Below are 21,929 nucleotides of genomic sequence, written 5' to 3'. Positions count from 1 at the left end.
ACATTTTGCGGGTAACTGTTGCGAATGATTGATAGCCGCCCGTCAATGCCCCTTGCTACATTTTAAGTCCCAGAGGTATTGATGGGTGAACATCAACAAGTTTATTGATTACACCAACCTGCGCAGATGCGCAGGTTTTTTTTGCCTGCCTTAAGGTCATGGACCATGCCCCGCATACAGAAGTTTCTTGGAAAAGACCAGATTAAAGCACCGTTCAATCCGTTTCGTTTTCGTCTGATTTGTCTTGGCGTACTGGGATGTATGGCCGTTCTGCTGGCGCGCGTCGCCGATCTACAGCTTATTAACCATCCTATGCTGGAACATGAGGCGGATCAGCGCTCGCTGCGCACGGTCACCATTCCCACCAATCGCGGCACCTTGCTGGATCGCAATGGCGAAACGCTGGCGCTCAGCGTACCTTCGCGCGATATCGTTGCCGACCCGCAGCGCGTGCTGGAGGCAAACCCGGCTTTTACCAGCGCCAAATGGGAATATCTCGCCAATGCGCTTAACGAACGGCCGGAGCAGATCGCGCAGCAGATCACCGCGAATCCGCATCGTCGTTTTCTCTATCTTGGGCGTAAGGTGGAGCTGGGCATCGCCAAAGATATCAGCCAGCTGCATCTGAAAGGCATCAGTACGGTCTATAACGACAGCCGCTTTTATCCAATGAGCGAAGCGGCCGCGCCGCTTATCGGCGTGGTCGGCGCTGACAATACCGGCCTGAATGGGCTGGAGAAGGGCTACGATAAGGTGTTGCAGGGGCAGCCGGGCGTGGAGAAATATCGCCAGGATCGCGAAGGCAATATTATCGCTATGATCGACTATCAGCCGCCGAAGCAGCCGCCTAACGTGCAGCTCAGTATCGATAAGTTCGATCAGTATACGCTCTACAGCAAGCTGCGCGATGGGGTGTTGCTGAACAAGGCGGATTCCGGCGCGGCGGTGCTGGTTAAAGTAGATACCGGCGAAATACTGGGTATGGCCTCTTATCCTTCCTTCAACCCCAACAACTACTCTGACGTTTCGCCAGAGCAGATGCGCAACGTGGCGATCAACGACAGTTTCGAACCGGGCTCCACGGTGAAGCCGCTGGTGGTGCTGGAAGGGCTGGAACGCGGGCTGGTACGTCCCGATTCGGTGCTGGATACGACGCCTTACAGCGTGAATGGCCACCTGATTCGTGACGTTGGTCACTGGCCGCGCCTGACGATGACCGGCATTCTGCAAAAATCGAGCGACATCGGCGTTTCGCATATCGCGCTGGCAATGCCCGCCGAGGCGCTGGTGAACACCTATCACGCTTTTGGCCTCGGTAAACCGACCGGCCTGGGTCTGACGGGTGAAAGCGTCGGCTATTTTCCGCTGCATCGTCAACGCTGGGCGGATATCGAACGCGCTACCTTTTCGTTTGGCTACGGGCTGCGCGTGACGCCGCTGCAAATCGCGCGTGAATACGCCACGCTGGGCAGTTTCGGCGTCTACCGTCCGCTCTCTATCACCAAAGTGACGCCGCCGGTTATCGGCAAGCAGGTCGCCAACCCGGAAACGGTGAAAACCGTGGTGCATATGCTGGAAAGCGACGTGCTGCCAGGCGGCACCGGCATCCGCGCGGCGGTGCCCGGCTACCGGCTGGCCACTAAAACCGGTACGGCGGAAAAGATGGGCCCCAGCGGCAAGTATGACGGCGGCTATGTGAACTACACGGCGGGCGTGGCGCCAGCCAGTAATCCGCAGGTGGCGCTGGTGGTGATGATTAACCATCCTACCGCAGGCGATCACTTCGGCGGTTCAGTCGCAGCGCCGATCTTCGGCAATATTATGGGACCGGTACTGAAGCATATGAATATTGCCCCGGATGCGCTGGTGAACAGCGCGCATTAAAACGGGATGAGCGGAGGGGGAGGAGATCTTCTCCTCCGCTTGACGGTAAGCAAATAAGCGCTTCGTGAGATGGCTATATTTATCAGAACGGACTGAGGATAATGCCAGCCTGTTGATATATACCGTTACGCCGCCCCAGCGTCGTCTGCCTGAATGCCGCTGCTTTTTATGAGATGAAACCGTTACGAGAAGCGATTATTAAAATCCGCGCTTAGCGATGATATAGCCATTGAAGCTAACGCTGCGCTCGTCATCGTTCATAATAAGTGAAACGATGGTTATGTTGTGTTTATGCTGGTGATTAACAAAAGTATATAGCACTATTAAATTTTGCGCGTTTGACTCGGTATAGATTTATTTGTACCTGCTTTCTGGAAAGAAATGTGTTGGTTCGAAATGATAACTTTGGCGGGCTTAAACTTCAGCAAGCTTGTCGCTAACTTTGGACTTACTTAATAATTTTAATTCTGATAATTGCCAGACGCCATCTTTTTCAAACATATTTTCTTACGTCATAAACCCATGTCATGATTATCATCCTTAACTAAAGGGCGCGTCGCGCCCTGTGTGTCCAGTGAAGGCAGGTGACAGGGATTTAAGCTCGCTCTTTCCAGCTGTCAGCATGCTGAATATTGCCGTCGCAATATTTCCAGGTGATTTTTTCATAGCGCAGCGTGACCGACGCCAGATGATTCTGGTTAGTGACCTCTTAATATTATGCATTATGGGGCAAACCGAAACGATCTTCACGTTTTCCAGCAGCATATTAAAATACTCCTCCTCCTGTCCGGCATGATTAATGCGATACCATTTTATTTCCGCGCTTTTTAACGTCTGCCCGCTGGAAACGGCTTTATAGAGATAAGGACTGGACGAGTCGAACTCCTTTTCAAACGCCTGCGGGCTATGAAGGCGTGTGCCGGTGAGCTTTCCCGTATGGCTGTCCGTCGGGATGCTCAGGGCATGCATAAAACTAAGCACTTCAATGCTGCTTCCCGATTGTATACGTCAACGGAACCTTTAATATCTGCGCCACCCTCAACTTTAAGCTATAAATAAGCGGGGAACGCCATGATTAATGCCTTTTAATTAAGAGAAGGCGGTATGCGGCTATTTTTTATGAAATTAATATTCTCGTGTAAAATCCTGGCGACAGATAACAAAAAAGAGTCTTCATATAAGAGGTTTCGTTAAGCGTTTATTTGATTAAATCAGGCCGAATAAAAGAGCGAATATATTAATTGTATTGTAATTGTTTTATAAAATACTTTTAGAGAAATAGCGCCTTCGTAGCGGACCAACGCCATGTCATATAAAATTTTCGTCCGTTGGCGTTGAGTTCAGCAGATCTTTGCTGCATGGTGATAACCAGATTTTTGGCTGCTAAGGAGCTGGCATGCTTTTTAACCTGTTTCGTTTTCTGTTTCGTTTACTGTGGCGCGTGCAGCTGCGCGGCGATCTCTCCGGTCTGCATAAGGAGAAAGTGCTGATCGCGCCTAATCACGCCTCTTTCCTGGACGGCATGCTGCTGGCGCTGTTCCTGCCGGTCAAACCGGTTTTCGCCGTTTACTCTGACATCAGCGATAAATGGTTTATGCGCCTGATTAAGCCGCTGGTGGATTTTGTGCCGCTCGATCCCACCCGGCCTATGTCGATCAAATATCTGGTGCGCACGCTTAACGAAGGCCGGCCGGTGGTGATCTTCCCTGAAGGGCGCATCACCGTTACCGGCTCCCTGATGAAGATCTACAGCGGCGCTGGCTTTGTGGCGGCGAAATCGCAGGCGACGGTGGTGCCGATGCGTATCGAAGGCGCGGAGTTTACCCCTTTCGGTCGTCTCGGCGGCGTCTTTAAGCGCCGCCTGTTTCCGCGCATCACCCTGACGCTGCTGCCGCCTACGCGGATTCCGATGCCGGACGCGCCGCGCGCCCGCGATCGCCGTATATTGGCCGGCGAGCATCTGCATCATATTATGATGGAGGCGCGCATGGCGGTGCGCCCGCGTGAGACGCTGTTTGAAGCGTTCCTGAACGCCCGCACGCGCTACGGCTGGTTCAAGCCCTGTATTGAAGACATTAATTTCGCACCCGATAGCTACACCGGCCTGCTGAAAAAATCGCTGGGCGTCGGACGCATCCTGGAGCGCTATACCCAGCCCGGCGAATATATCGGTCTGCTGCTGCCCAACACCACCGTGACCGCCGCCGCCATCTTCGGCGCCACGCTGCGCGCGCGTATTCCGGCGATGCTTAACTACACCGCTGGCGTCAACGGTCTCGCCAGCGCGGTGGCCGCCGCGCAGATCAAAACCATTTTCACCTCGCGTCAGTTCCTGGAGAAAGGCAATCTGTGGCATCTGCCGCAGGGTACGCCGCAGGTGCAGTGGATCTACCTGGAAGATTTAAAAGATACCGTTACCGGCAAAGATAAGCTCTGGATACTCGCGCATCTGCTGGCGCCGCGTCATGCGATGCTGCCGCAGAAAGCGGAGGATGCGGCGATGGTGCTGTTTACTTCCGGCTCCGAGGGCAATCCCAAAGGGGTGGTTCACTCCCATAAAAGCCTGCTGGCCAACGTCGAACAGATCCGCACCGTGGCCGATTTCACCCCGCGCGATCGTTTCATGGCCTCGCTGCCGCTGTTTCATGCTTTCGGCCTGACCGTTGGGCTGTTCACGCCGTTGATGACCGGCGCGCAGGTTTTTCTCTATCCCAGCCCGCTGCATTATCGCATCGTGCCGGAGCTGGTCTATGACCGTAACTGCACGGTGCTTTTCGGCACTTCGACCTTCCTCGGCAACTATGCCCGCTTCGCCAACCCTTATGACTTCGCGCGCCTGCGCTATGTCGTGGCTGGCGCGGAGAAGCTCCAGGAAGGCGTACGCCAGATTTATCAGGATCGCTTCGGCATCCGCATCCTGGAAGGCTACGGCGTGACCGAATGCGCGCCGGTGGTGGCGATTAACGTGCCGATGGCGGCGAAACCGCATACAGTTGGCCGCCTGCTTCCGGGCATGGATTCGCGTCTGATGTCGGTGCCGGGCATCGAGCAGGGCGGTCGGCTGCAACTGCGCGGACCGAATATCATGAAAGGCTATCTGCGCGTTGAGCGTCCCGGCGAGCTGGAGCCGCCGATGGCGGACAACGGCGAAGGCGTGATGGAGCCGGGCTGGTATGATACCGGCGATATCGTCAGCTTCGATGAGGGCGGCTTCTGCCAGATTCAGGGCAGGGCGAAACGCTTCGCTAAAATCGCCGGCGAGATGGTCTCGCTGGAGGTGGTGGAGCAGATCGCGCTGAAGGCCTCGCCGGAGAAACAGCACGCCGCCACCCTCAGGCCGGACGGCAATCGCGGCGAAGCGCTGGTGCTGTTCACTACCGACGGCGAGCTGCAACGCGATCGTCTGCAACAGGCGGCGCGCGAGCTGGGCGCGGCGGAGCTGGCGGTGCCGCGTGATATTCGCTTCCTGAAACAGCTGCCGCTGCTTGGCAGCGGCAAGCCCGACTTCGTCACTCTGAAAAAAATGGTGGAAGAAGAATGAAGCTCCCCGGTAACGACTCCTCGTTAATGTCACGCGGCATGCTGGCGGTTATCGTCGCCCAGTTCTTCTCCGCCTTCGGCGATAACGCATTGCTGTTCGCTACGCTGGCGGTGCTGAAAAATCAGCTCTGGCCCGACTGGAGTCAGCCGGTATTGCAGATGGTCTTTGTCGCCACCTATATCCTGCTGGCGCCTTTTGTCGGGCAGATGGCTGACAGCTTTGCCAAAGGCCGCGTCATGATGCTGGCGAACGGGCTGAAGCTGCTGGGCGCGCTGGCGATCTGCATCGGCCTGAATCCCTTTATCGGCTATGCGCTGGTGGGCGTCGGCGCGGCGGCCTATTCACCGGCGAAGTATGGCATTCTCGGTGAGATCACCCGCGGCGAACAGCTGGTGAAAGCGAACGGCCTGATGGAAGCCTCGACCATCGCGGCGATCCTGCTGGGATCGGTGGCGGGCGGCGTGCTGGCGGACTGGAGCCTGCTGGCGGCGTTGGGCATCTGCGTGCTGACCTATGCGCTGGCGGTGGTGGCAAACCTGTCGATACCGAAGCTGGCGGCGGCGCGGCCAGAACAGAGTTGGCATCCACTGGCGATGGCGCGCAGTTTCTTTCAGGCGACACGGCAGCTATGGCGCAATGGCGAAACCCGTTTTTCGCTGGTGGGTACCAGCCTGTTCTGGGGCGCCGGCGTGACGCTGCGTTTTCTGCTGGTGCTGTGGGTGCCGGTGGCGCTGGGCATTACCGACAATAAAACGCCAACGCTGCTGAATGCGATGGTCGCTATCGGGATCGTTATCGGCGCGGCGGCGGCGGCAAAGCTGGTGACGCTGAAAACCGTCGGACGCTGCATGCCCGCCGGAGTGTTGATCGGCGTTGCGGTGGTTCTCTTCGCATTACAGCATACCCAGGCGAACGCTTATGCGCTGCTGATCCTTATCGGCGCGCTGGGAGGCTTCTTTGTTGTGCCGCTGAATGCGCTGTTGCAGGAGCGCGGCAAGCAGACGGTCGGCGCTGGCAACGCTATCGCAGTGCAGAACCTCGGTGAGAACAGCGCGATGCTACTGATGCTGGGCCTCTATTCGCTGGCGATTAGGCTGGGTGCGCCGCCGGTGGCGACGGGCGTCGGCTTCGGCGTGCTGTTTGCGCTGGCGATCGCTGTACTGTGGGGCTGGCAGCTGGCGCAAAAGCGCCATTAACAGTAAAAGCGGCGGGAAACGTAGCTTTTATTTAATCAGGAAAGCAGGAACGTGTAATGAATGGCAGCAATGCAGTTCAGTATCCTGTCCCACGGGACTGGCAAATGTTTGAACGGCTTTGTCTGGCGTTACTGAGTGATATTTACGCCACTAAATTTCAGCGCTGGGGACGCAGCGGGCAACGCCAGGATGGTATCGATATTTATGGCAAAACGCTGGAAGGGGCGATCGCAGCTCAGTGCAAAGGTCGCCAGCAGGGTGTAGGGAAAAGACTACGAAAAAGCGATATCGATAACGTCTGTAAGGAAATCGATAACGGCCACGTCAGGGTTGATAAAATCCTCGTGTTAACGACTCTGCCCGATGACGTAGCGCTGCATCAATATGCATCACAGCTTTCATTGAAACGGCAAGCGGCGGGGCAACCGTCAATCAGCATATGGGGATGGGATACTATCTCCGACTATATAGGCAACAGCCCGCGCGTGCAGCGCAGCTTCTATGGCTCCTGGTTTCATAAAAGCACTCTGCGGCAGCGTGTCGTGGCGGCAGGTGTTGTTATCGTAATGGTTGGTCTGGTCATTTTCGCTGTCCAGGCAGGCTGGCAGCGTTACGGGCAGGCAAGACTGAATAGTATCCAGCAGCAGACGTCTGTTTTGCAGTCGCTACAGCAGTTCAATAGGCAGACCGGCGCGCTACAGCAAGCCTGGCATGATTGCGAGCGGCTGCTGGCGCCGCAAATTTTACTTTTCAGCTGGGATTTGCAACGGCATTGCATCGCGCCCGTTAAGCAGCATTTGGATAAATCTGATGCCCTGCTGGAAAACAGCAGCGTAGCGCTGCCTGCGGAAATATGGACTGAGTTAAATAAACAGCTACAGCTGATGCATGAAGATTATCGCCAGCTGCTTATTGCCAGTGAAGCAACGACCAACGCAGAAAAAGATATTATCAATAGCTGGCAACAACAGTGCCTGATAAAGCATCCCGATAACGCCTTTTATGTCGAGAAACAGAAAAGCGCGCGCGACGCTTTTACCTGGGCTGTCGATCAGCAAAGCCGGCTCTATTTTCTAATGCGTGATTTTATGCTGCCGGGAATGGCGTCAATGAAAGCCAGAGTTCAGAGCCTGGCACGGCAACAAATGGATCGTGCCGCGCCTGCCGCCATGATTGAAGAGGCCAACCAGCTGCCGCTGTTGCTGCAACAGCGCAATGATTACCACTTTCAACCGCAGCCCTCGCCTTTTACGCTGGCGGTGACGAAGATCTGGAGTGCGCGCACGATTAAAATTTCCGGTGAAGACACGCCCGATATAGTAGAGGATTTACGCTGGAGACAGCTCTATGCGAGAGCGCTGGTAATGAGCCTGGCGGGGAAAAAACGCGAAATCGAGAATCTGATTCAATGCGGTCTGTTAAAGCCTGAAGCGCGCAAGTGGATTGATAAACCGCAGTTTCCCGCCGAGGAGCAAGCAGCGGATTAAACGGGCGCAGCGGTTAGCGCTGCGCCCTGGCGTTGTTTTTACGGCGCCGGATAGGTATAGCGGCGGTGAATCGCTTCCAGCTGCTCCAGCACTTCGCTGCTGAGCGTCAGCTGATAACTGTCGATATTGCTTTGCAGCTGCTCAAGGGTGGTGGCGCCCAGCAGCGTGCTGGCGACGAAAGGCTGCTGACGCACAAAAGCCAGCGCCATCTGCGCCGGGTCGAGGCCATGCCTGCGCGCCAGATCGACATATTCCGCAATCGCCAGCTGCGACTGCTCGCCGCTGTAGCGCGTAAAGCGGCTGAACAGCGTATTGCGCGCGCCAGCCGGACGGGCGCCGTTGAGGTATTTGCCGCTCAGCGTGCCGAAAGCGAGGCTGGAATAGGCGAGCAGCTCTACGCCCTCATGCTGGCTGATCTCCGCCAGTCCGACTTCAAAGCTGCGGTTCAGCAGGCTGTAGGGATTCTGGATAGAGACGATGCGCGGCAGCTCATGCTTTTCCGCCAGCTGCAAATAGCGCATCACGCCCCACGGCGTTTCATTCGATACGCCCACATAGCGGATCTTGCCGGCGCGCACCTGCTCGGCCAGCGCTTCCAGCGTTTCCAACAGCGTCACCGGCACGCTGCTGTCGGTGTACTGATAGCCCAGCTTGCCGAAACAGTTAGTCTGGCGCTGCGGCCAGTGCACCTGATACAGGTCGATATAGTCGGTGTTGAGGCGTTTCAGGCTTGCTTCCAGCGCCACGCGAATATTCTTGCGATCCAGCACCTGCCCAGGGCGGATGCCAGCATCGTTGCCGCGCGACGGGCCAGCGACTTTGCTCGCCAGCACAATTTTGTCGCGGTTGCCGCGCGCTTTCAGCCAGCTGCCGATATATTGCTCGGTTAAGCCCTGCGTTTCCGGGCGTGGCGGGACGGGGTACATTTCCGCAGTGTCGATCAGGTTGATGCCGCAACTAACGGCCAAATCCAGCTGTGCATGGGCGTCGGCTTCGCTGTTTTGTTCACCAAACGTCATGGTTCCCAGGCCCAGCTGGCTGACTTCCAGCGTACTATGGGGGATACGGTGATAGTGCATTTGCCGGCTTCCTTTTATCATTATGGAAAGAATCTTGGCGGCGCCCGTACAACAAAAAGCGTGGCGCACTGCTGCGACTATAGCGGTCGCTGACGAGAGGGGAAAGAGAAGAGTGATGTTTACGGTTGCGATAAGCGCCGAAGAAAAAAGCGTCGGCGCTTACGGATGATTAACGCTCAATAATAGAGGAAACTTCATCGCCGTTAATCTGCAATTCATTGCCAGCCTGATCGGTATATTTTACCAGCCCGGTATCTTTATCAATTTCCGGTTTACCGTCAGTCAAAATCATATGACCATCTTTGGTCGCCATCACATAATTACTGCTGCAACCGCTTAACAGCAACATTATTGACACGGCAGCCGCGCCCATTATCCGCTTCATTGCCAGTTTTCTCCTGCCTGTTCAACACAACTAAACAGTGTAGTAATAAAACATCGGCTGCCCAGGATTAATCGCATAATTCCGAAAAGTGAAAAAGCGAAAATATCCGGCCGTAGCCGGACAGGAGAATGACAGGTTTACTGCGGGGCTTTTTTGCTGCGCATCAAATTCAGGCACTCTACGGCCATTGAGAAGAACATGGCGAAGTAGATATAGCCTTTCGGCACATGAATATTGAAGCTTTCCAGAATCAGCGTGAAGCCGACCAGAATCAGGAAAGCGAGCGCCAGCATTTTGACGGAAGGATGACGATCGACGAACTCGCCGATGCTTTTCGCAGCGAACATCATCACGCCCACGGCGATAATGACCGCCGCCATCATAATAAACAGGTGATCGGAGAGGCCCACGGCCGTGATAACGGAATCGAGGCTGAAGATAATATCCAGCACCATGATTTGCGCGATGGCGCCGACAAAGGAGTGAACGTTGGTTTTATGCTCCTCGCTGCCGCCTTCGATGCTTTCATGGATCTCCATGCTCGACTTCCACAGCAGGAACAGCCCGCCGCCCAGCAGAATCAAATCGCGCGCGGAGAAAGGATGATCCATCAGGGTAAACAGCGGATTGGTCAGCTTCACTACCCAGGCGATAGAGGCAAGCAGGCCGAGGCGCATAAGCATCGCGCCCATCAGGCCGATACGACGCGCGCTGTTCTGCTGATTTTTCGGGAGTTTGGCGACAACCAGAGAAAGAAAAATAATATTGTCGATGCCCAGCACGATTTCCAGAATGGTGAGCGTGCCGAGAGCCAGCCAGGCATTGGGATCTGCAATCCAGTCGAACATTGTAACATCGCATCCTAAACGAAAGATAAACGATGATTATACGCATCGTCTTTCGTCTGGGAAATGTTAAAGCAAAAAATGGCGCGCCAGCAGCGGGGCGGTAAAGCTTTTCTTCAGATAAAAGCCGCGCGGCAGCGTCATGATTGGTTCGCCATGTTCACCGATACCTTCGGTCAGCGCTTTGCTGTTGGCCGCTTTCGGACGTATCTGCAACACTTCGCCGTGGCGGGCGGTGATGCGCTCTACCTGACCGAGCACCATCATATCCATCAATTCTTCCCAGTCGCGCCGCAGCAGATCTTCCTCTTCCGGCGAGGGGCTCCAGAGCAGCGGCGCGCCGACGCGGCGCGTCGCCAGCGGCAGCGCGCGATCTCCCTCAACCGGAATCCACAACACGCGCGCCAGCTTATGGCGTACATGACTGTTCTCCCAGGTGACCCCGCTGTTGCCGGTGAGCGGCGCGACGCAGACGAAGGTGGTCTCCAGCGGACGGCCCTGCGCGTCAACAGGAATGGTTTTCAACTCTACGCCAAGATGGGCGAAATCGCGTTCCGGCTTGCTGCCGGCGCTGGCGCCTAAATGTATCTCCAGCAGCATGCCGACCCACCCTTTATCGCGGCGCAAATCGGCGGGCGTTGGAATGCCCGCCTGCTGGGCCAGCTCGCTCAGCGTATAGCCAGCCAGCGCCTGCGCGCGCGTCAGCAGTTCCGCTTCATTTTCGGGTGGCGCTGATAAAAACCGTGTCGTCATAAAAAGCCTGTTAGTTGATCAAAAAATAACCATCTCTGTTTTGCCTGTCGGCGGCGGTCTCACAGAAGAAAAAGCGGGGGAATAATAGCATGATTACCCTTGGGTTTTTATCTGGACGATCCTGCGACGCGGCAAAGGGCCGTACTGTTTTACCCACATTGTCACCGACAATGAACAGGATCTTACCCGTAGTTATCCACAGAAAACTGGGATAACTCAGTTTTTTCGCACATACTGGTTCCATTTACAGCCTTGACGGAGGCTCTTTTTGCTGGGTGAGGCCATTTTGTGCGTAACTTTATGGCATATTCTGTGGATAAAAACATCGGTGTTTGATCTTTCGCCAGTAAAGGATCTTTTTATCTTTTGAAGCCGGGTCGGGAATCGATCACGGCCTGGGTTTGATATTTAATTTATTGATATTAAATCTATTTTATAGAAGATCTTACGGCGGGCAATGACGGTTTTTTGCAGCTTTTCCCGGCCGTTTACCATGTTCTGCACAAAGCTATCCACAGAAAAAGTGAATAAAATGGGATGTTTTAGCCGGTCTCTGTTTATAACTATGATGAAATCTGTGAGTTATCCCAATGTTATGCGTTATGCACAGCCGCAAGCAGTGGTTTACCGCCTGTAAGGAGTATGAAACAATCAGACTATCTGAATTTCAGTTTGAGGTAGTCCCGTGATCGACGATGATGGCTACCGCCCAAATGTTGGTATTGTAATCTGTAACAGGCAGGGGCAGGTATTATGGGCCCGGCGTTTCGGACAGCATTCCTGGCAGTTCCCGCAGGGGGGCATCAATCCAGGAGAAACTGCGGAACAGGCTATGTACCGTGAACTCTTTGAAGAAGTCGGTTTGCACCGTAAAGATGTCCGCCTGCTTGCTTCTACCCGAAACTGGTTACGTTATAAGTTGCCAAAACGTTTGGTGCGTTGGGACACGAAGCCGGTATGTATCGGCCAGAAACAGAAGTGGTTTCTTCTGCAGTTGATGTGCAATGACGCCGATATCAACATGCAAACCAGCAGCACGCCGGAATTTGACGGCTGGCGCTGGGTCAGCTTTTGGTATCCTGTTCGTCAGGTGGTCTCGTTTAAGCGCGATGTTTACCGCCGCGTAATGAAAGAGTTTGCCAGCGTCGTCATGCCGCTGCAGGAGAGTGCAACGCAGCGCAATTCGCCTGCTTATCGACGAAAAAGAGGTTAAGCCACGCTGATGATGCTGACTCAGTTGCGTGAGATTGTAGAGAAAGTGGCGGCCGCGCCGCGTCTGGATGAGGCGTTGGAGATCCTGGTGAACGAAATCTGTTTCGCCATGGAAACCGAAGTCTGCTCTATTTATCTCGCCGATCACGATCGTCGTTGCTATTACCTCATGGCGACGCGCGGGCTGAAAAAGCCGCGCGGCAAGATCGTCACGCTGGCATTCGATCAGGGCATCGTCGGGCTGGTAGGGCGACTGGCGGAACCGATCAACCTCGCCGACGCGCAGAGTCATCCCAGCTTCAAATTCATTCCTTCGGTTAAAGAGGAACGTTTCCGCTCCTTCCTCGGCGTGCCGATCATTACGCGCCGCCAGCTGCTTGGCGTGCTGGTAGTGCAGCAGCGCGAACATCGTCAGTTTGACGAAAGCGAAGAATCTTTTCTGGTGACGCTCGCCACGCAGATGGCCACGCTGATCACTCAGTCCCAGCTCAGCCAGCTGTTCGGCCACTTCCGTCAGAAGCGCGTGCGCGCGCTGGCGGCGGCGCCTGGGGTCGCGGTCGCGCCCGGCTGGGTCGACAATACTCAGCCTTCTCTGGAGCATGTGTTCGCCGCCTCGACGCTGGATGTCGCGCGCGAGCGCGAGCGGCTATCGCTGGCGATGGGCGAGGCGAGCAATGAATTCCGCCGCTTCAGCAAGCGCTTCAGCGCCAGCGTGCAGAAAGAGAGCGCCGCCATTTTCGATCTTTACTCCCACCTGCTTAGCGACGCGCGCCTGAAACAGGATCTCTTTGCCGAGATCGAGGGCGGATCGGTCGCTGAATGGGCGGTGAAAAAGGTTATTGAGAAGTTCGCTGCGCAGTTCGCCAGCCTGCAGGACAGCTACCTGCGCGAGCGCGCGGGCGATTTGCGCGTGCTGGGTCAGCGCCTGCTGTTCCACCTTGATGATACGTTACAGGGCACCAATGCCTGGCCGGAGCGCTTTGTGCTGGTGGCGGACGAGCTGACGGCCACCACGCTGGCGGAGCTGCCGCAGGAGCGTCTGGCGGGCGTGGTGGTGCGCGACGGTGCCGCCAACTCGCATGCCGCGATCCTGGTGCGCGCGATGGGCATCCCGACGGTGATGGGCGCCGATATTCTGCCGGAAATGCTCGATAAGCGGTTGCTGATCGTCGACGGCTACCGCGGCGAACTGCTGATCGATCCTGAACCGGTGCTGATCCATGAGTATCAGCGGCTGGTCAGTGAGGAGAACGCGCTAAGCCGGCTGGCGGAAGATGACGTCGAACAGCCTGCCGAGCTGAAAAGCGGCGAACGTATTCAGGTGATGCTGAACGCGGGCCTCAGCGCCGAACATGAGCAGGCGATGGACAACTGGGTGGACGGCATCGGCCTCTACCGCACCGAAATCCCTTTTATGCTGCAAAACGGCTTCCCGTCGGAAGAGGAGCAGGTGGCTCAGTATCAGGGAATGCTACAGCTGTTTCTGAATAAGCCGGTGACGCTGCGCACGCTCGATATCGGCGCCGACAAGCAGCTGCCCTATATGCCGATCAGCGAGGAGAACCCCTGTCTGGGTTGGCGCGGCATCCGCCTGACGCTCGACCAGCCGGAGATTTTTCTCGTGCAGGTGCGCGCCATGCTGCGCGCCAACGCCGCCAGCGGCAACCTCAGCATTCTGCTGCCGATGATCACCAGCATCGACGAGATCGACGAGGCGCGACGCCTGATCGATCGCGCCGGGCAGGAAGTGGAGGAGATGCTCGGCTACGACATCCCCCGACCGCGCATCGGCATTATGATCGAGGTGCCTTCCATGCTGTTTATGATCCCGCACCTGGCGTCGCGCGTTGATTTCGTCTCGGTCGGCACCAACGATCTGACGCAGTATCTGCTGGCGGTGGATCGCAACAACACGCGCGTGGCGAATCTCTACGATTCGCTGCATCCGGCGATGCTTCACGCGCTGAAATCGATCGCCGAATCGGCGCGCCAGGCACAGATTGACCTCTGTCTGTGCGGCGAGATGGCGGGCGATCCGATGTGCGTGGTGCTGCTGGTCGGACTCGGCTATCACCATCTGAGCATGAACGGCAAAAACGTGCCGCGCGTGAAGTATCTGCTGCGCCATATCGAGCGTGAAGAGGCGCAGGCGCTAAGCGAACGCAGCCTGCAGGCGCAAACCGCCACCGAAGTGCGTCATCAGGTCGCCGCCTTTATGGAAAGGCGCGGTCTGGGCGGGCTAATCCGCGGCGGTCGCTGAGGCGATTTATCCGCGTTTACATTTCCATAAACCTGCCGGAAAACGGCTATGCTATCATGCCCGGCCGGTTTTTCCTGGCTGAGAGGCGCTGCGCTTTTCGCGGCGCGCATGGAGTGAACTATCCATCGTCCAGCCCATGGACGGATGACAATAATGGTGAAAGATGAATAGCTACCTGGCTTTCCCCCAATTCGATCCGGTGATCTTCTCCATCGGACCCCTCTCCCTGCACTGGTACGGCCTGATGTATCTGGTCGGGTTCGTGTTTGCGATGTGGCTGGCGGTACGACGTGCCAACAAGCCCGGCAGCGGCTGGAAAAAAGAGGAAGTGGAAAACCTGCTCTATGCGGGCTTCCTTGGCGTGTTCCTTGGCGGACGCATCGGCTATGTGCTGTTTTACAACCTGCCGCTGTTTCTTGATAACCCGCTCTATCTGTTTAAAGTCTGGGATGGCGGCATGTCGTTCCACGGCGGCCTGATTGGCGTGATCGTCGTGATGCTGTGGTTCGCGCACCGCACCAAACGCAACTTCTTCCAGGTCTCCGACTTTATCGCGCCGCTGATCCCGTTCGGGCTGGGCGCCGGTCGACTGGGCAACTTTATCAATGGTGAACTCTGGGGCCGCGTGGCGCCGGACCTCTCCTGGGCGATGCTGTTTCCCGGCTCGCGCAGCGAAGATGTGGCGCTGGTAGCGACCCATCCTGAATGGCAGTCGCTGCTGGCGACGTACGGCGTGCTGCCGCGTCACCCTTCGCAGCTCTATGAGCTGGCGCTGGAAGGTGTGGTGCTGTTCACCATCCTTAACCTGTTTATCCGCAAGCCGCGCCCAATGGGCAGCGTTTCCGGTCTGTTCTTAATCGGCTACGGCGCGTTCCGCATTATCGTGGAGTTCTTCCGTCAGCCCGATGCCCAGCTGGGCCTGTTCGGAGGTATCAGCATGGGACAAATTCTGTCGGTGCCGATGATTCTGGCCGGCGTGATTATGATGATTTGGGCGTACCGTCGTCGTCCGCAGCTACAAACAGGTGAACAAAAATGAAGCAGTATCTGGCGTTAATGGAAAAAGTGCTGAATGAGGGCACGCCGAAAAACGATCGCACCGGCACCGGCACGCTGTCGATTTTCGGCCACCAGATGCGTTTCAATTTGCAGGAAGGTTTTCCGCTGGTCACTACCAAGCGCTGTCATCTGCGCTCAATTATTCATGAACTGCTCTGGTTCCTGAATGGCGATACCAATATCGCGTACCTCAAAGAAAACAACGTCTCGATTTGGGACGAGTGGGCCGACGAAAATGGCGATCTGGGGCCGGTCTACGGTAAGCAGTGGCGCAGCTGGGGCGCGGCGGATGGCCGTCAGATCGACCAGCTGGCGAAGGTGTTGGATCAGCTGAAAAACGATCCTGATTCGCGCCGCATTATCGTCTCTGCCTGGAACGTCGGCGAGCTGGACCAGATGGCGCTGGCGCCGTGCCACGCCTTCTTCCAGTTCTACGTCGCGGACGGCAAGCTCTCCTGCCAGCTCTATCAGCGCTCCTGCGATGTGTTCCTCGGCCTGCCGTTCAACATCGCCAGCTACGCGCTGCTGGTGCATATGATGGCGCAGCAGTGCGATCTGGAGCCGGGCGATTTCGTCTGGACCGGCGGCGACACGCATCTCTACAGCAACCATCTGGAGCAGGCGCGCCTGCAGCTGACCCGCGAGCCGCGTCCGCAGCCGAAGCTGGTAATCAAACGCAAGCCCGCCTCGCTGTTTGACTACCGCTTCGAGGATTTTGAGATCGAAGGCTACGATCCGCACCCGGCCATCAAGGCGCCGGTGGCGATATAACCCCGGCACGCCAGCAGCGCACCCCTGCGCCGCTGGCGTCCATCCTTAACGGCTGCGGCTGCTGACAGCCCTGTACCGCCAGCGGACAGCGGTCGTGAAAAAAGCAGCCCTGCGGCAGCTTTCGATTCCCCGGCAGGTCGCCTTTGCGGTCCGCCAGCTCTCCCTCCAGCGAACGATCCACGCGCGGCACCGAGTCGAGCAGCAGACGCGTATAAGGATGACGCGGCTGCGTCAGCACCTGTTCCGTCGCGCCCAGCTCCACAATCTGCCCCAGATACATCACCGCTACCCGATCGCTCATATGGCGCACCACCGACACGTTATGCGAAATCAATACGTAGGTGAGCTGTCGCTCGCGCTGGAGCCGCACCAGCAGGTTGAGGATCTGCGCCTGCACTGAAATATCAAGCGCCGAGGTCGGTTCATCCAGCACGATGATATCGGGCTGCGCCGAGAGCGCGCGAGCGATGGCTATGCGCTGTCGCTGACCGCCGGAAAAGGCGTGCGGCTGGCGGTCGAGATATTCGGGGCGAATGCCGGTCAGCAGCGCCAGATCGCGCGCCAGCATACGACGCTGCGCCTCGCTGCTGCGCTGCTGGATAAACACCGGCTCGGTGATAATGCGCCACACCGGCAGGCGCGGATCGAGCGAAGAGAGCGGGTCCTGAAACACCATCTGCATGCCGCTGCCCAGCCAGGATCCGGGCGTGCGGGCGCGATGGCAGACGCCGCTGGCGGGAGCGATCATTCCCATCAGCAGCTGCGCCAGCGTGCTTTTGCCGCAGCCCGATTCACCGACGATGCCCAACGTTTCGCCGCGGGCGATTTGTAAGTCCAGACCGTTCAGCGCATGCACGCGCTCGGTGACCTTACCGCGCCAGTTGGTGCGCGCCGGGAAATTAACGTGAACGTTTTCCAGTTCCAGCAGGATGTCAGACATGGCGTTGCTCCAGTTGCGGATGCCAGCAGGCGGCCAGCTGTTCGTCGGCGCCGCACGGGCTGAGTGAAGGCGTGTGCAGACAGCGGGCGTCGGCGGCGAAGCAGCGCTCGCGGAAGGCGCAGCCGACCGGCGGCTGCGTCAGGTTGGGCACTGTGCCAGGGATGGCGGGCAGCTCGGCACGCGGCGCGCTCGCTTCCGGCGCGCAGCGCAGCAGGCCCAGCGAATAGGGATGCGCCGGTCGGTCGATCAGCTGCCGGGTCGGGCCGCTTTCGATCACCGCGCCGGCGTACATCACATACAGGCGATCGCACAGCTGCGACACCACCGCCATATCGTGACTGATAAACAGCACGGCGGTGTTGCTGGCACGCGCTTTCTGCTTCAGCAGACGCAGCACCTGACGCTGCACCGTCACATCCAGCGCGGTGGTCGGCTCGTCGGCGATAATCAGTTCCGGCTCGCAGGAGAAAGCCAGCGCGATCATCACCCGCTGACGCATGCCGCCGGAGAGTTCGAACGGGTAGCGCTTCATCACCTGCGGCGCATCGGCGATCTGCATCTCTGTCAGCAGGGCGATCGCTTTTTGCTGCGCCTCACGCGCCGAAAGCCGCTGATGCTGGCGGATAACCTCAGTCATCAGCTGCCCGATGCGGCGCGTCGGGTTCAGCGCGGTCATCGGCTCCTGAAAAATCATCGCCACCTTCGCGCCGCGCAGCTGCCGCATCTGCTTCTCGCTGGCGCGCAGTATATCCTCGCCCAGTAGCCGCACGCCGCCGCCGAGAATACGGTAGCTGTCGGCGGGCAGCAGGCGCATTGCCAGCATGGCGGTCACCGATTTGCCGGAGCCCGATTCACCCACCACGCCGACGATTTCGCCGCGGTTGACGCTCAGCGAGACGCGATTAAGAGCATGCACCTCGCCCTGAAAAATCGGGAAGCTGAGGCGTAAATCGTCAATAGCCAACAGGGGTTCGCTCATCAGTGACGTCCTCCGCTTTTCGGATCGAGCAGGTCACGCAGACCGTCGCCAAACAGGTTAAAGCCAACGGCGGTGATCAGAATGGCGGCGCCGGGAAAGGCGCAGTACCACCACTGATCCAGCACATAGTTGCGGCCATTGGCGACCATCGCGCCCCATTCCGCTGTGGGCTGCTGCGCGCCGAGGCCGATAAAGCCCAGCGTCGCCGCCATCAGGATCGCGGTGCCGATATCAAGGGAGGCCTGCACCACCAGCGGCGGCATGGCGTTGCGCAGCACATGCCAGACGATCAGATGCCAGCGCGTGGCGCCGAAGGTGCGCGCCGCCTGCACATAGGCGAACTGGCGTACCACCAGCGTCTGACCGCGCGCCAGCCGCACGTAGAACGGGATGCGCACGATGGCGATCGCCAGCATGGCGTTAAACAGGCTGGGGCCGAGCGCCGCCGCCAGCGCCATCGTCAGCACCAGCGACGGGATCGACAGCATAATATCCATCACCCGCATAATCACCGCGTCCGCCCAGCCGCCCAGCACGCCGGAAAAGCAGCCGAGCAGCGAGCCGATGCCGCCCGCGACAATCACTACCGCCAGCCCGGCGGCCATCGACTGCTGGCTGCCGATCAGTACTCGGCTGAAAAGATCGCGTCCCACTTCGTCGGTGCCGAACCAGTGCGCCGACGAAGGCGGCTGCAAGCGCGCCGCCAGATCGACAGCGTTGGGATCGAGCGGCGTCAGCCAGGGCGAAAACAGCATCAGCAGCAGCATCAGCGCCATAATCGCGCCGCCGATCAGCGTCAGCGGACTCTGCTTCAGCAGCCAGAACGCCTTGCCGCCGCGACGGCGTACGGACATTTTTATTGGGTTAAGATCGGTTTGTTCACTGACGGTCATACGGCGCCTCCCCGACCGATGCGCGGATCGATCCACAGATAGAGCAAATCCACAACGAGGTTCACTAACACGTAGGCGAACGACACCACCACGGCGAAGCCCATCACCGCCGGGAAGTCGAGCGCCTGAATCGACGCCACCACCCAGGCGCCCATGCCGGGCCAGGAGAAAACGGTCTCCGTCAGCACCGCGCCATACAGCAGGTCGCCCAGCGCCAGCCCCAGCACGGTGATCGACGGGATCAGCGCGTTGGGCAGGGCGTGGCCGAGAATAATGCGCCAGGCGGGCAGGCCGCTGGCGCGCGCGGTGCGAATATAATCTTCGCTTAGCTGCTCCAGCATCGCCGAACGGATCTGACGCGCCACGATGCCGAGATGCACAAAGGCCAGCGTCAGCGCGGGCAGGATCAGATGTTCCAGGCTGTTGAAAAAGACCTCGCCGTCTCCTGCCAGCAGCGCGTCGATCAGGTAGAGCCCTGTGACGTGCGTCGGCGGATCGAGCCAGTCGTCCAGCCGTCCGCCGCCGGGCAGCAGGTTAAGATGGCCGTAAAACAGCACGATCGCTCCCAGCCCCAGCCAGAAGGCGGGCGTCGAGATGCCGGTAATCGCCAGCAGGCGCACCAGGTGATCGAGCCAGCGATTGCGCCAGACCGCCGACAGCACGCCGAGCGGCACGCCCGCCAGCAGCGCCAGCAGCAGGGCGCACAGCGCCAGCTCCAGCGTCGCCGGAAAGAAGACGGCGATATCCGCCAGCACCGGCCTGCCGGTGCGGATCGAGGTGCCGAGATCGCCCTGCAACAGATCGCCGACATAATGAATAAACTGCTGCCACAGCGGCAGATCCAGCCCCAGCTGCTGACGAATATGCCGCACCATCTCATCGCTGGCGCGGTCGCCAGCCAGCAGGCGCGCCGGATCGCCAGGGATGAGGTGGGAAATAATAAAGGTGATGACGCATACGCCCGCCATTACCAGCAACAGCCCCCAGCAGCGCTGCCGCAGTATGCTCCACACAGTCATAGCCTGAGCCTCGGTATCAGGCGCCGCCTGGGCGACGCCGGTCAGGAAAGAGAGCCGCCGTTACTTGCTCATGCTGGCGACGTTAAACACCTGTTCCAGCATTGGGTTGTAGACGAACCCCTGCACCGCCTTATTCATTGCCACCTGATAGTTCTTCTGGAACAGGTAGACGTAGGCCGCTTCATCAATCACGATTTTCTGCGCCGCCTGGTAGTCGCGGGTGCGCGCCGCCTGGTCGGTGGTAGAGATCGCCTGCTTCAGCAGGGCGTCTACCTGCGGATTGGCGTAGAAAGCGCGGTTGCCCGGCAGCCCTTTCTTATCGGACTGGAACCAGTAGTTCATATACATATAGGGATCGGCGAAGTCGGGACTCCAGTTGCCGATGGCGATGTCATAATCGCCTTTGCCGATGCGGTCACGCATTGTGGCGTTCGCCAGCTTCTCCAGCTTGACGCTGATGCCGAGCGCGTTCAGGCTCGCCTGGGTAGAGAGGGCGATCGGCTCCCAGTTGGGATCGCTGTCGGAATAGAGGAAGGTAAGGGTTTTCGGCTTATCCGCCACCTTCTCCCAGGCGGCCTTCGCCTGTGTCGGATCGTTACTGTACTGCATCGCCTGCGGATCGAAGCCCCACATTCCGTCCGGTATCGGCCCGCGCATCTGTTTGCCGTTCCCCGCCAGGATACCCTTCACCAGCCCCTGATAGTCGGTGGACCAGGAGATGGCGCGGCGCAGATCGACCTGATTCAACGGCGGCTTTGCGTTATTCAGATAGAGATAGGTCACGCGCAGCGAAGGGTATTCCGCCACGGTCACTTTCCCTTCCTGCTTTAGCGCGCCGAGCTGATCAACCGGTAACGATTCGGCGATGTCGATATCGCCGCGCGTCAGTTGCAGACGGCGCGTGGCGCTTTCGCCGATGATTTTTATCGCCACGCGCTTAAAGGCGGGGCGTTTGCCGCTGTAGTGCGGGTTGGGCACCAGCACCAGCTGCTGGCCTTTTTGCCAGCGTTGCAGCATAAAAGGGCCGGAACCGGCGGTATGCTCCGCCAGCCAGCCGCGCGCGTCGTCGGCCGCGTGCTGTTTCAGCACCGCTGGATTGATAATCGCGGCGCCGTCGTTGGCCAGCGTATTCAGAAACGGCGCGAAGGGGGTGCCGAGGGTAAAACGCACGGTCTGTTCGTCAGGCGCCTCGACCTTCAGGTCTTTCGGAAACGCTTCCGATGGCCCCTGGGCGATTTTCAGCAGGCGCTCGAAAGAGGCCTTGACCGCTGCGGCGGTAACCGGCGCGCCGTCGGAGAATTTCGCCGCCGGATTCAGCTTAAAGGTCCAGACCTTTTGATCGTCGGAGGCCTGCCAGCTCGTCGCCAGATCGCCTTCCACCTCGGTCGATCCTTTGCCGCCCGCGGTTTTATACTGCACCAGCCGTTGATAAGCGGGATAGACCACCGTCCAGTCGTTGTTATCGATGGTGACCGCCGGATCGAGCGTTTGCGGATCGGCGGCTTTGCCGATCGTCAGCATATCTTTTGGCACCGCCGCCAGCGCAGAGAGCGACGCGGCGCTCAGCGCCAACGCCAGCAGCGTCGGGCGCAGCAGGCAGGATGCGGGAGAAGTTTTCATAGCAGG

The 21,929-nt window shown here is 58.2% G+C and carries 17 protein-coding genes and 1 pseudogene; 8 read left to right on the top strand and 10 right to left on the bottom strand.

The annotated features are described in order from the left end of the window. Nucleotides 1–165 precede the first annotated feature (165 nt). Entirely contained in the window at nucleotides 166–1,884 is a 1,719-nt protein-coding gene (locus C2E16_RS17025) for a penicillin-binding transpeptidase domain-containing protein (RefSeq protein WP_038624369.1), read from the top strand. A gap of 595 nt (nucleotides 1,885–2,479) precedes the next feature. Here the strand turns inward: C2E16_RS17025 and tssD are convergent. Next, nucleotides 2,480–2,909, bottom strand: a pseudogene (gene tssD, locus C2E16_RS17020) (type VI secretion system tube protein TssD). A 371-nt stretch (nucleotides 2,910–3,280) separates the two neighbouring features. Between tssD and aas the strand changes: the two are divergent. The 3 genes from aas (at nucleotide 3,281) to C2E16_RS17005 (ending at nucleotide 8,108) form a co-directional block, all read left to right on the top strand. Beyond that, nucleotides 3,281–5,425, top strand: coding sequence for a bifunctional acyl-ACP--phospholipid O-acyltransferase/long-chain-fatty-acid--ACP ligase (gene aas, locus C2E16_RS17015; RefSeq protein ID WP_038624371.1), 2,145 nt, complete (start codon nucleotides 3,281–3,283; stop codon nucleotides 5,423–5,425). Further along, entirely contained in the window at nucleotides 5,422–6,621 is a 1,200-nt protein-coding gene (gene lplT / locus C2E16_RS17010) for a lysophospholipid transporter LplT (protein ID WP_038624373.1), read from the top strand. Before aas ends, lplT begins: the two co-directional genes overlap by 4 nt. A 104-nt stretch (nucleotides 6,622–6,725) precedes the next feature. Further along, complete coding sequence (locus tag C2E16_RS17005) at nucleotides 6,726–8,108, top strand: hypothetical protein (RefSeq protein WP_133052067.1); 1,383 nt, start codon at nucleotides 6,726–6,728, stop codon at nucleotides 8,106–8,108. Nucleotides 8,109–8,146: 38 nt separating this feature from the next. Here C2E16_RS17005 and C2E16_RS17000 read toward each other — a convergent pair whose 3' ends face one another. The 4 genes from C2E16_RS17000 to mutH form a co-directional block, all read right to left on the bottom strand. Then, entirely contained in the window at nucleotides 8,147–9,187 is a 1,041-nt protein-coding gene (locus C2E16_RS17000) for an NADP(H)-dependent aldo-keto reductase (RefSeq protein WP_038624377.1), read from the bottom strand. A 169-nt stretch (nucleotides 9,188–9,356) separates the two neighbouring features. Next, nucleotides 9,357–9,572: a YgdI/YgdR family lipoprotein gene (locus C2E16_RS16995; RefSeq protein WP_038624379.1), complete on the bottom strand. Its 216-nt coding sequence runs from the start codon at nucleotides 9,570–9,572 to the stop codon at nucleotides 9,357–9,359. Nucleotides 9,573–9,709: 137 nt separating this feature from the next. Further along, a complete protein-coding gene (locus C2E16_RS16990) occupies nucleotides 9,710–10,420 on the bottom strand; it encodes a TerC family protein (protein ID WP_038624381.1) in 711 nt (236 codons plus the stop codon). A gap of 66 nt (nucleotides 10,421–10,486) precedes the next feature. Continuing rightward, complete coding sequence (gene mutH, locus C2E16_RS16985; RefSeq protein WP_038624382.1) at nucleotides 10,487–11,170, bottom strand: DNA mismatch repair endonuclease MutH; 684 nt, start codon at nucleotides 11,168–11,170, stop codon at nucleotides 10,487–10,489. 685 nt (nucleotides 11,171–11,855) lie between these two features. On the opposite strand from mutH, the gene rppH reads away from it, so the two are divergent. The 4 genes from rppH (at nucleotide 11,856) to thyA (ending at nucleotide 16,472) form a co-directional block, all read left to right on the top strand. After that, nucleotides 11,856–12,383 (top strand): RNA pyrophosphohydrolase, encoded by a 528-nt coding sequence (gene rppH / locus C2E16_RS16970; protein WP_104951579.1) that lies wholly within the window; start codon nucleotides 11,856–11,858, stop codon nucleotides 12,381–12,383. 12 nt (nucleotides 12,384–12,395) lie between these two features. After that, on the top strand, nucleotides 12,396–14,642 hold the full coding sequence (gene ptsP / locus C2E16_RS16965; protein ID WP_038629892.1) for a phosphoenolpyruvate--protein phosphotransferase: 2,247 nt from the start codon (nucleotides 12,396–12,398) through the stop codon (nucleotides 14,640–14,642). A gap of 163 nt (nucleotides 14,643–14,805) precedes the next feature. Next, complete coding sequence (gene lgt, locus C2E16_RS16960) at nucleotides 14,806–15,681, top strand: prolipoprotein diacylglyceryl transferase (RefSeq protein WP_038624385.1); 876 nt, start codon at nucleotides 14,806–14,808, stop codon at nucleotides 15,679–15,681. Further along, the gene (gene thyA, locus C2E16_RS16955) at nucleotides 15,678–16,472 is read left to right on the top strand and encodes a thymidylate synthase (RefSeq protein WP_038624386.1); all 795 of its coding nucleotides are present in this window, start codon (nucleotides 15,678–15,680) and stop codon (nucleotides 16,470–16,472) included. The genes lgt and thyA overlap by 4 nt, the downstream gene beginning before the upstream one ends. Here the strand turns inward: thyA and C2E16_RS16950 are convergent. From C2E16_RS16950 to C2E16_RS16930, 5 genes are read right to left on the bottom strand one after another with little or no spacing between them, the layout of a single operon-like run. Further along, nucleotides 16,450–17,412: an oligopeptide/dipeptide ABC transporter ATP-binding protein gene (locus C2E16_RS16950; protein ID WP_084970505.1), complete on the bottom strand. Its 963-nt coding sequence runs from the start codon at nucleotides 17,410–17,412 to the stop codon at nucleotides 16,450–16,452. The genes thyA and C2E16_RS16950 overlap by 23 nt on opposite strands. Beyond that, complete coding sequence (locus C2E16_RS16945; protein WP_104951578.1) at nucleotides 17,405–18,391, bottom strand: ABC transporter ATP-binding protein; 987 nt, start codon at nucleotides 18,389–18,391, stop codon at nucleotides 17,405–17,407. The genes C2E16_RS16950 and C2E16_RS16945 overlap by 8 nt, the downstream gene beginning before the upstream one ends. Then, a complete protein-coding gene (ddpC, locus tag C2E16_RS16940; protein WP_038624391.1) occupies nucleotides 18,391–19,284 on the bottom strand; it encodes a D,D-dipeptide ABC transporter permease in 894 nt (297 codons plus the stop codon). The genes C2E16_RS16945 and ddpC overlap by 1 nt, the downstream gene beginning before the upstream one ends. Then, the gene (locus C2E16_RS16935) at nucleotides 19,281–20,303 is read right to left on the bottom strand and encodes an ABC transporter permease (protein ID WP_038624393.1); all 1,023 of its coding nucleotides are present in this window, start codon (nucleotides 20,301–20,303) and stop codon (nucleotides 19,281–19,283) included. Before C2E16_RS16935 ends, ddpC begins: the two co-directional genes overlap by 4 nt. 60 nt (nucleotides 20,304–20,363) lie before the next feature. Further along, on the bottom strand, nucleotides 20,364–21,923 hold the full coding sequence (locus C2E16_RS16930; protein WP_084971550.1) for an ABC transporter substrate-binding protein: 1,560 nt from the start codon (nucleotides 21,921–21,923) through the stop codon (nucleotides 20,364–20,366). Between the last annotated feature and the right edge of the window lie 6 nt (nucleotides 21,924–21,929).

Source organism: Mixta calida, assembly GCF_002953215.1.
Taxonomy (GTDB): domain Bacteria; phylum Pseudomonadota; class Gammaproteobacteria; order Enterobacterales; family Enterobacteriaceae; genus Mixta; species Mixta calida.
Note: the sequence above shows the minus strand (reverse complement) of the source record. Positions and strands in the feature narration are given on the sequence as shown.

Bases quoted from the DNA above. Each gene is read 5' to 3' on its own strand.
- C2E16_RS17025 (WP_038624369.1), top strand. From the start codon at position 166: ATGCCCCGCATACAGAAGTTTCTTGGAAAAGACCAGATTAAAGCACCG.
- aas (WP_038624371.1), top strand. From the start codon at position 3,281: ATGCTTTTTAACCTGTTTCGTTTTCTGTTTCGTTTACTGTGGCGCGTG.
- lplT (WP_038624373.1), top strand. From the start codon at position 5,422: ATGAAGCTCCCCGGTAACGACTCCTCGTTAATGTCACGCGGCATGCTG.
- C2E16_RS17005 (WP_133052067.1), top strand. From the start codon at position 6,726: ATGTTTGAACGGCTTTGTCTGGCGTTACTGAGTGATATTTACGCCACT.
- C2E16_RS17000 (WP_038624377.1), bottom strand. From the start codon at position 9,187: ATGCACTATCACCGTATCCCCCATAGTACGCTGGAAGTCAGCCAGCTG.
- C2E16_RS16995 (WP_038624379.1), bottom strand. From the start codon at position 9,572: ATGAAGCGGATAATGGGCGCGGCTGCCGTGTCAATAATGTTGCTGTTA.
- C2E16_RS16990 (WP_038624381.1), bottom strand. From the start codon at position 10,420: ATGTTCGACTGGATTGCAGATCCCAATGCCTGGCTGGCTCTCGGCACG.
- mutH (WP_038624382.1), bottom strand. From the start codon at position 11,170: ATGACGACACGGTTTTTATCAGCGCCACCCGAAAATGAAGCGGAACTG.
- ptsP (WP_038629892.1), top strand. From the start codon at position 12,396: ATGCTGACTCAGTTGCGTGAGATTGTAGAGAAAGTGGCGGCCGCGCCG.
- lgt (WP_038624385.1), top strand. From the start codon at position 14,806: ATGAATAGCTACCTGGCTTTCCCCCAATTCGATCCGGTGATCTTCTCC.
- thyA (WP_038624386.1), top strand. From the start codon at position 15,678: ATGAAGCAGTATCTGGCGTTAATGGAAAAAGTGCTGAATGAGGGCACG.
- C2E16_RS16950 (WP_084970505.1), bottom strand. From the start codon at position 17,412: ATGTCTGACATCCTGCTGGAACTGGAAAACGTTCACGTTAATTTCCCG.
- C2E16_RS16945 (WP_104951578.1), bottom strand. From the start codon at position 18,391: ATGAGCGAACCCCTGTTGGCTATTGACGATTTACGCCTCAGCTTCCCG.
- ddpC (WP_038624391.1), bottom strand. From the start codon at position 19,284: ATGACCGTCAGTGAACAAACCGATCTTAACCCAATAAAAATGTCCGTA.
- C2E16_RS16935 (WP_038624393.1), bottom strand. From the start codon at position 20,303: ATGACTGTGTGGAGCATACTGCGGCAGCGCTGCTGGGGGCTGTTGCTG.
- C2E16_RS16930 (WP_084971550.1), bottom strand. From the start codon at position 21,923: ATGAAAACTTCTCCCGCATCCTGCCTGCTGCGCCCGACGCTGCTGGCG.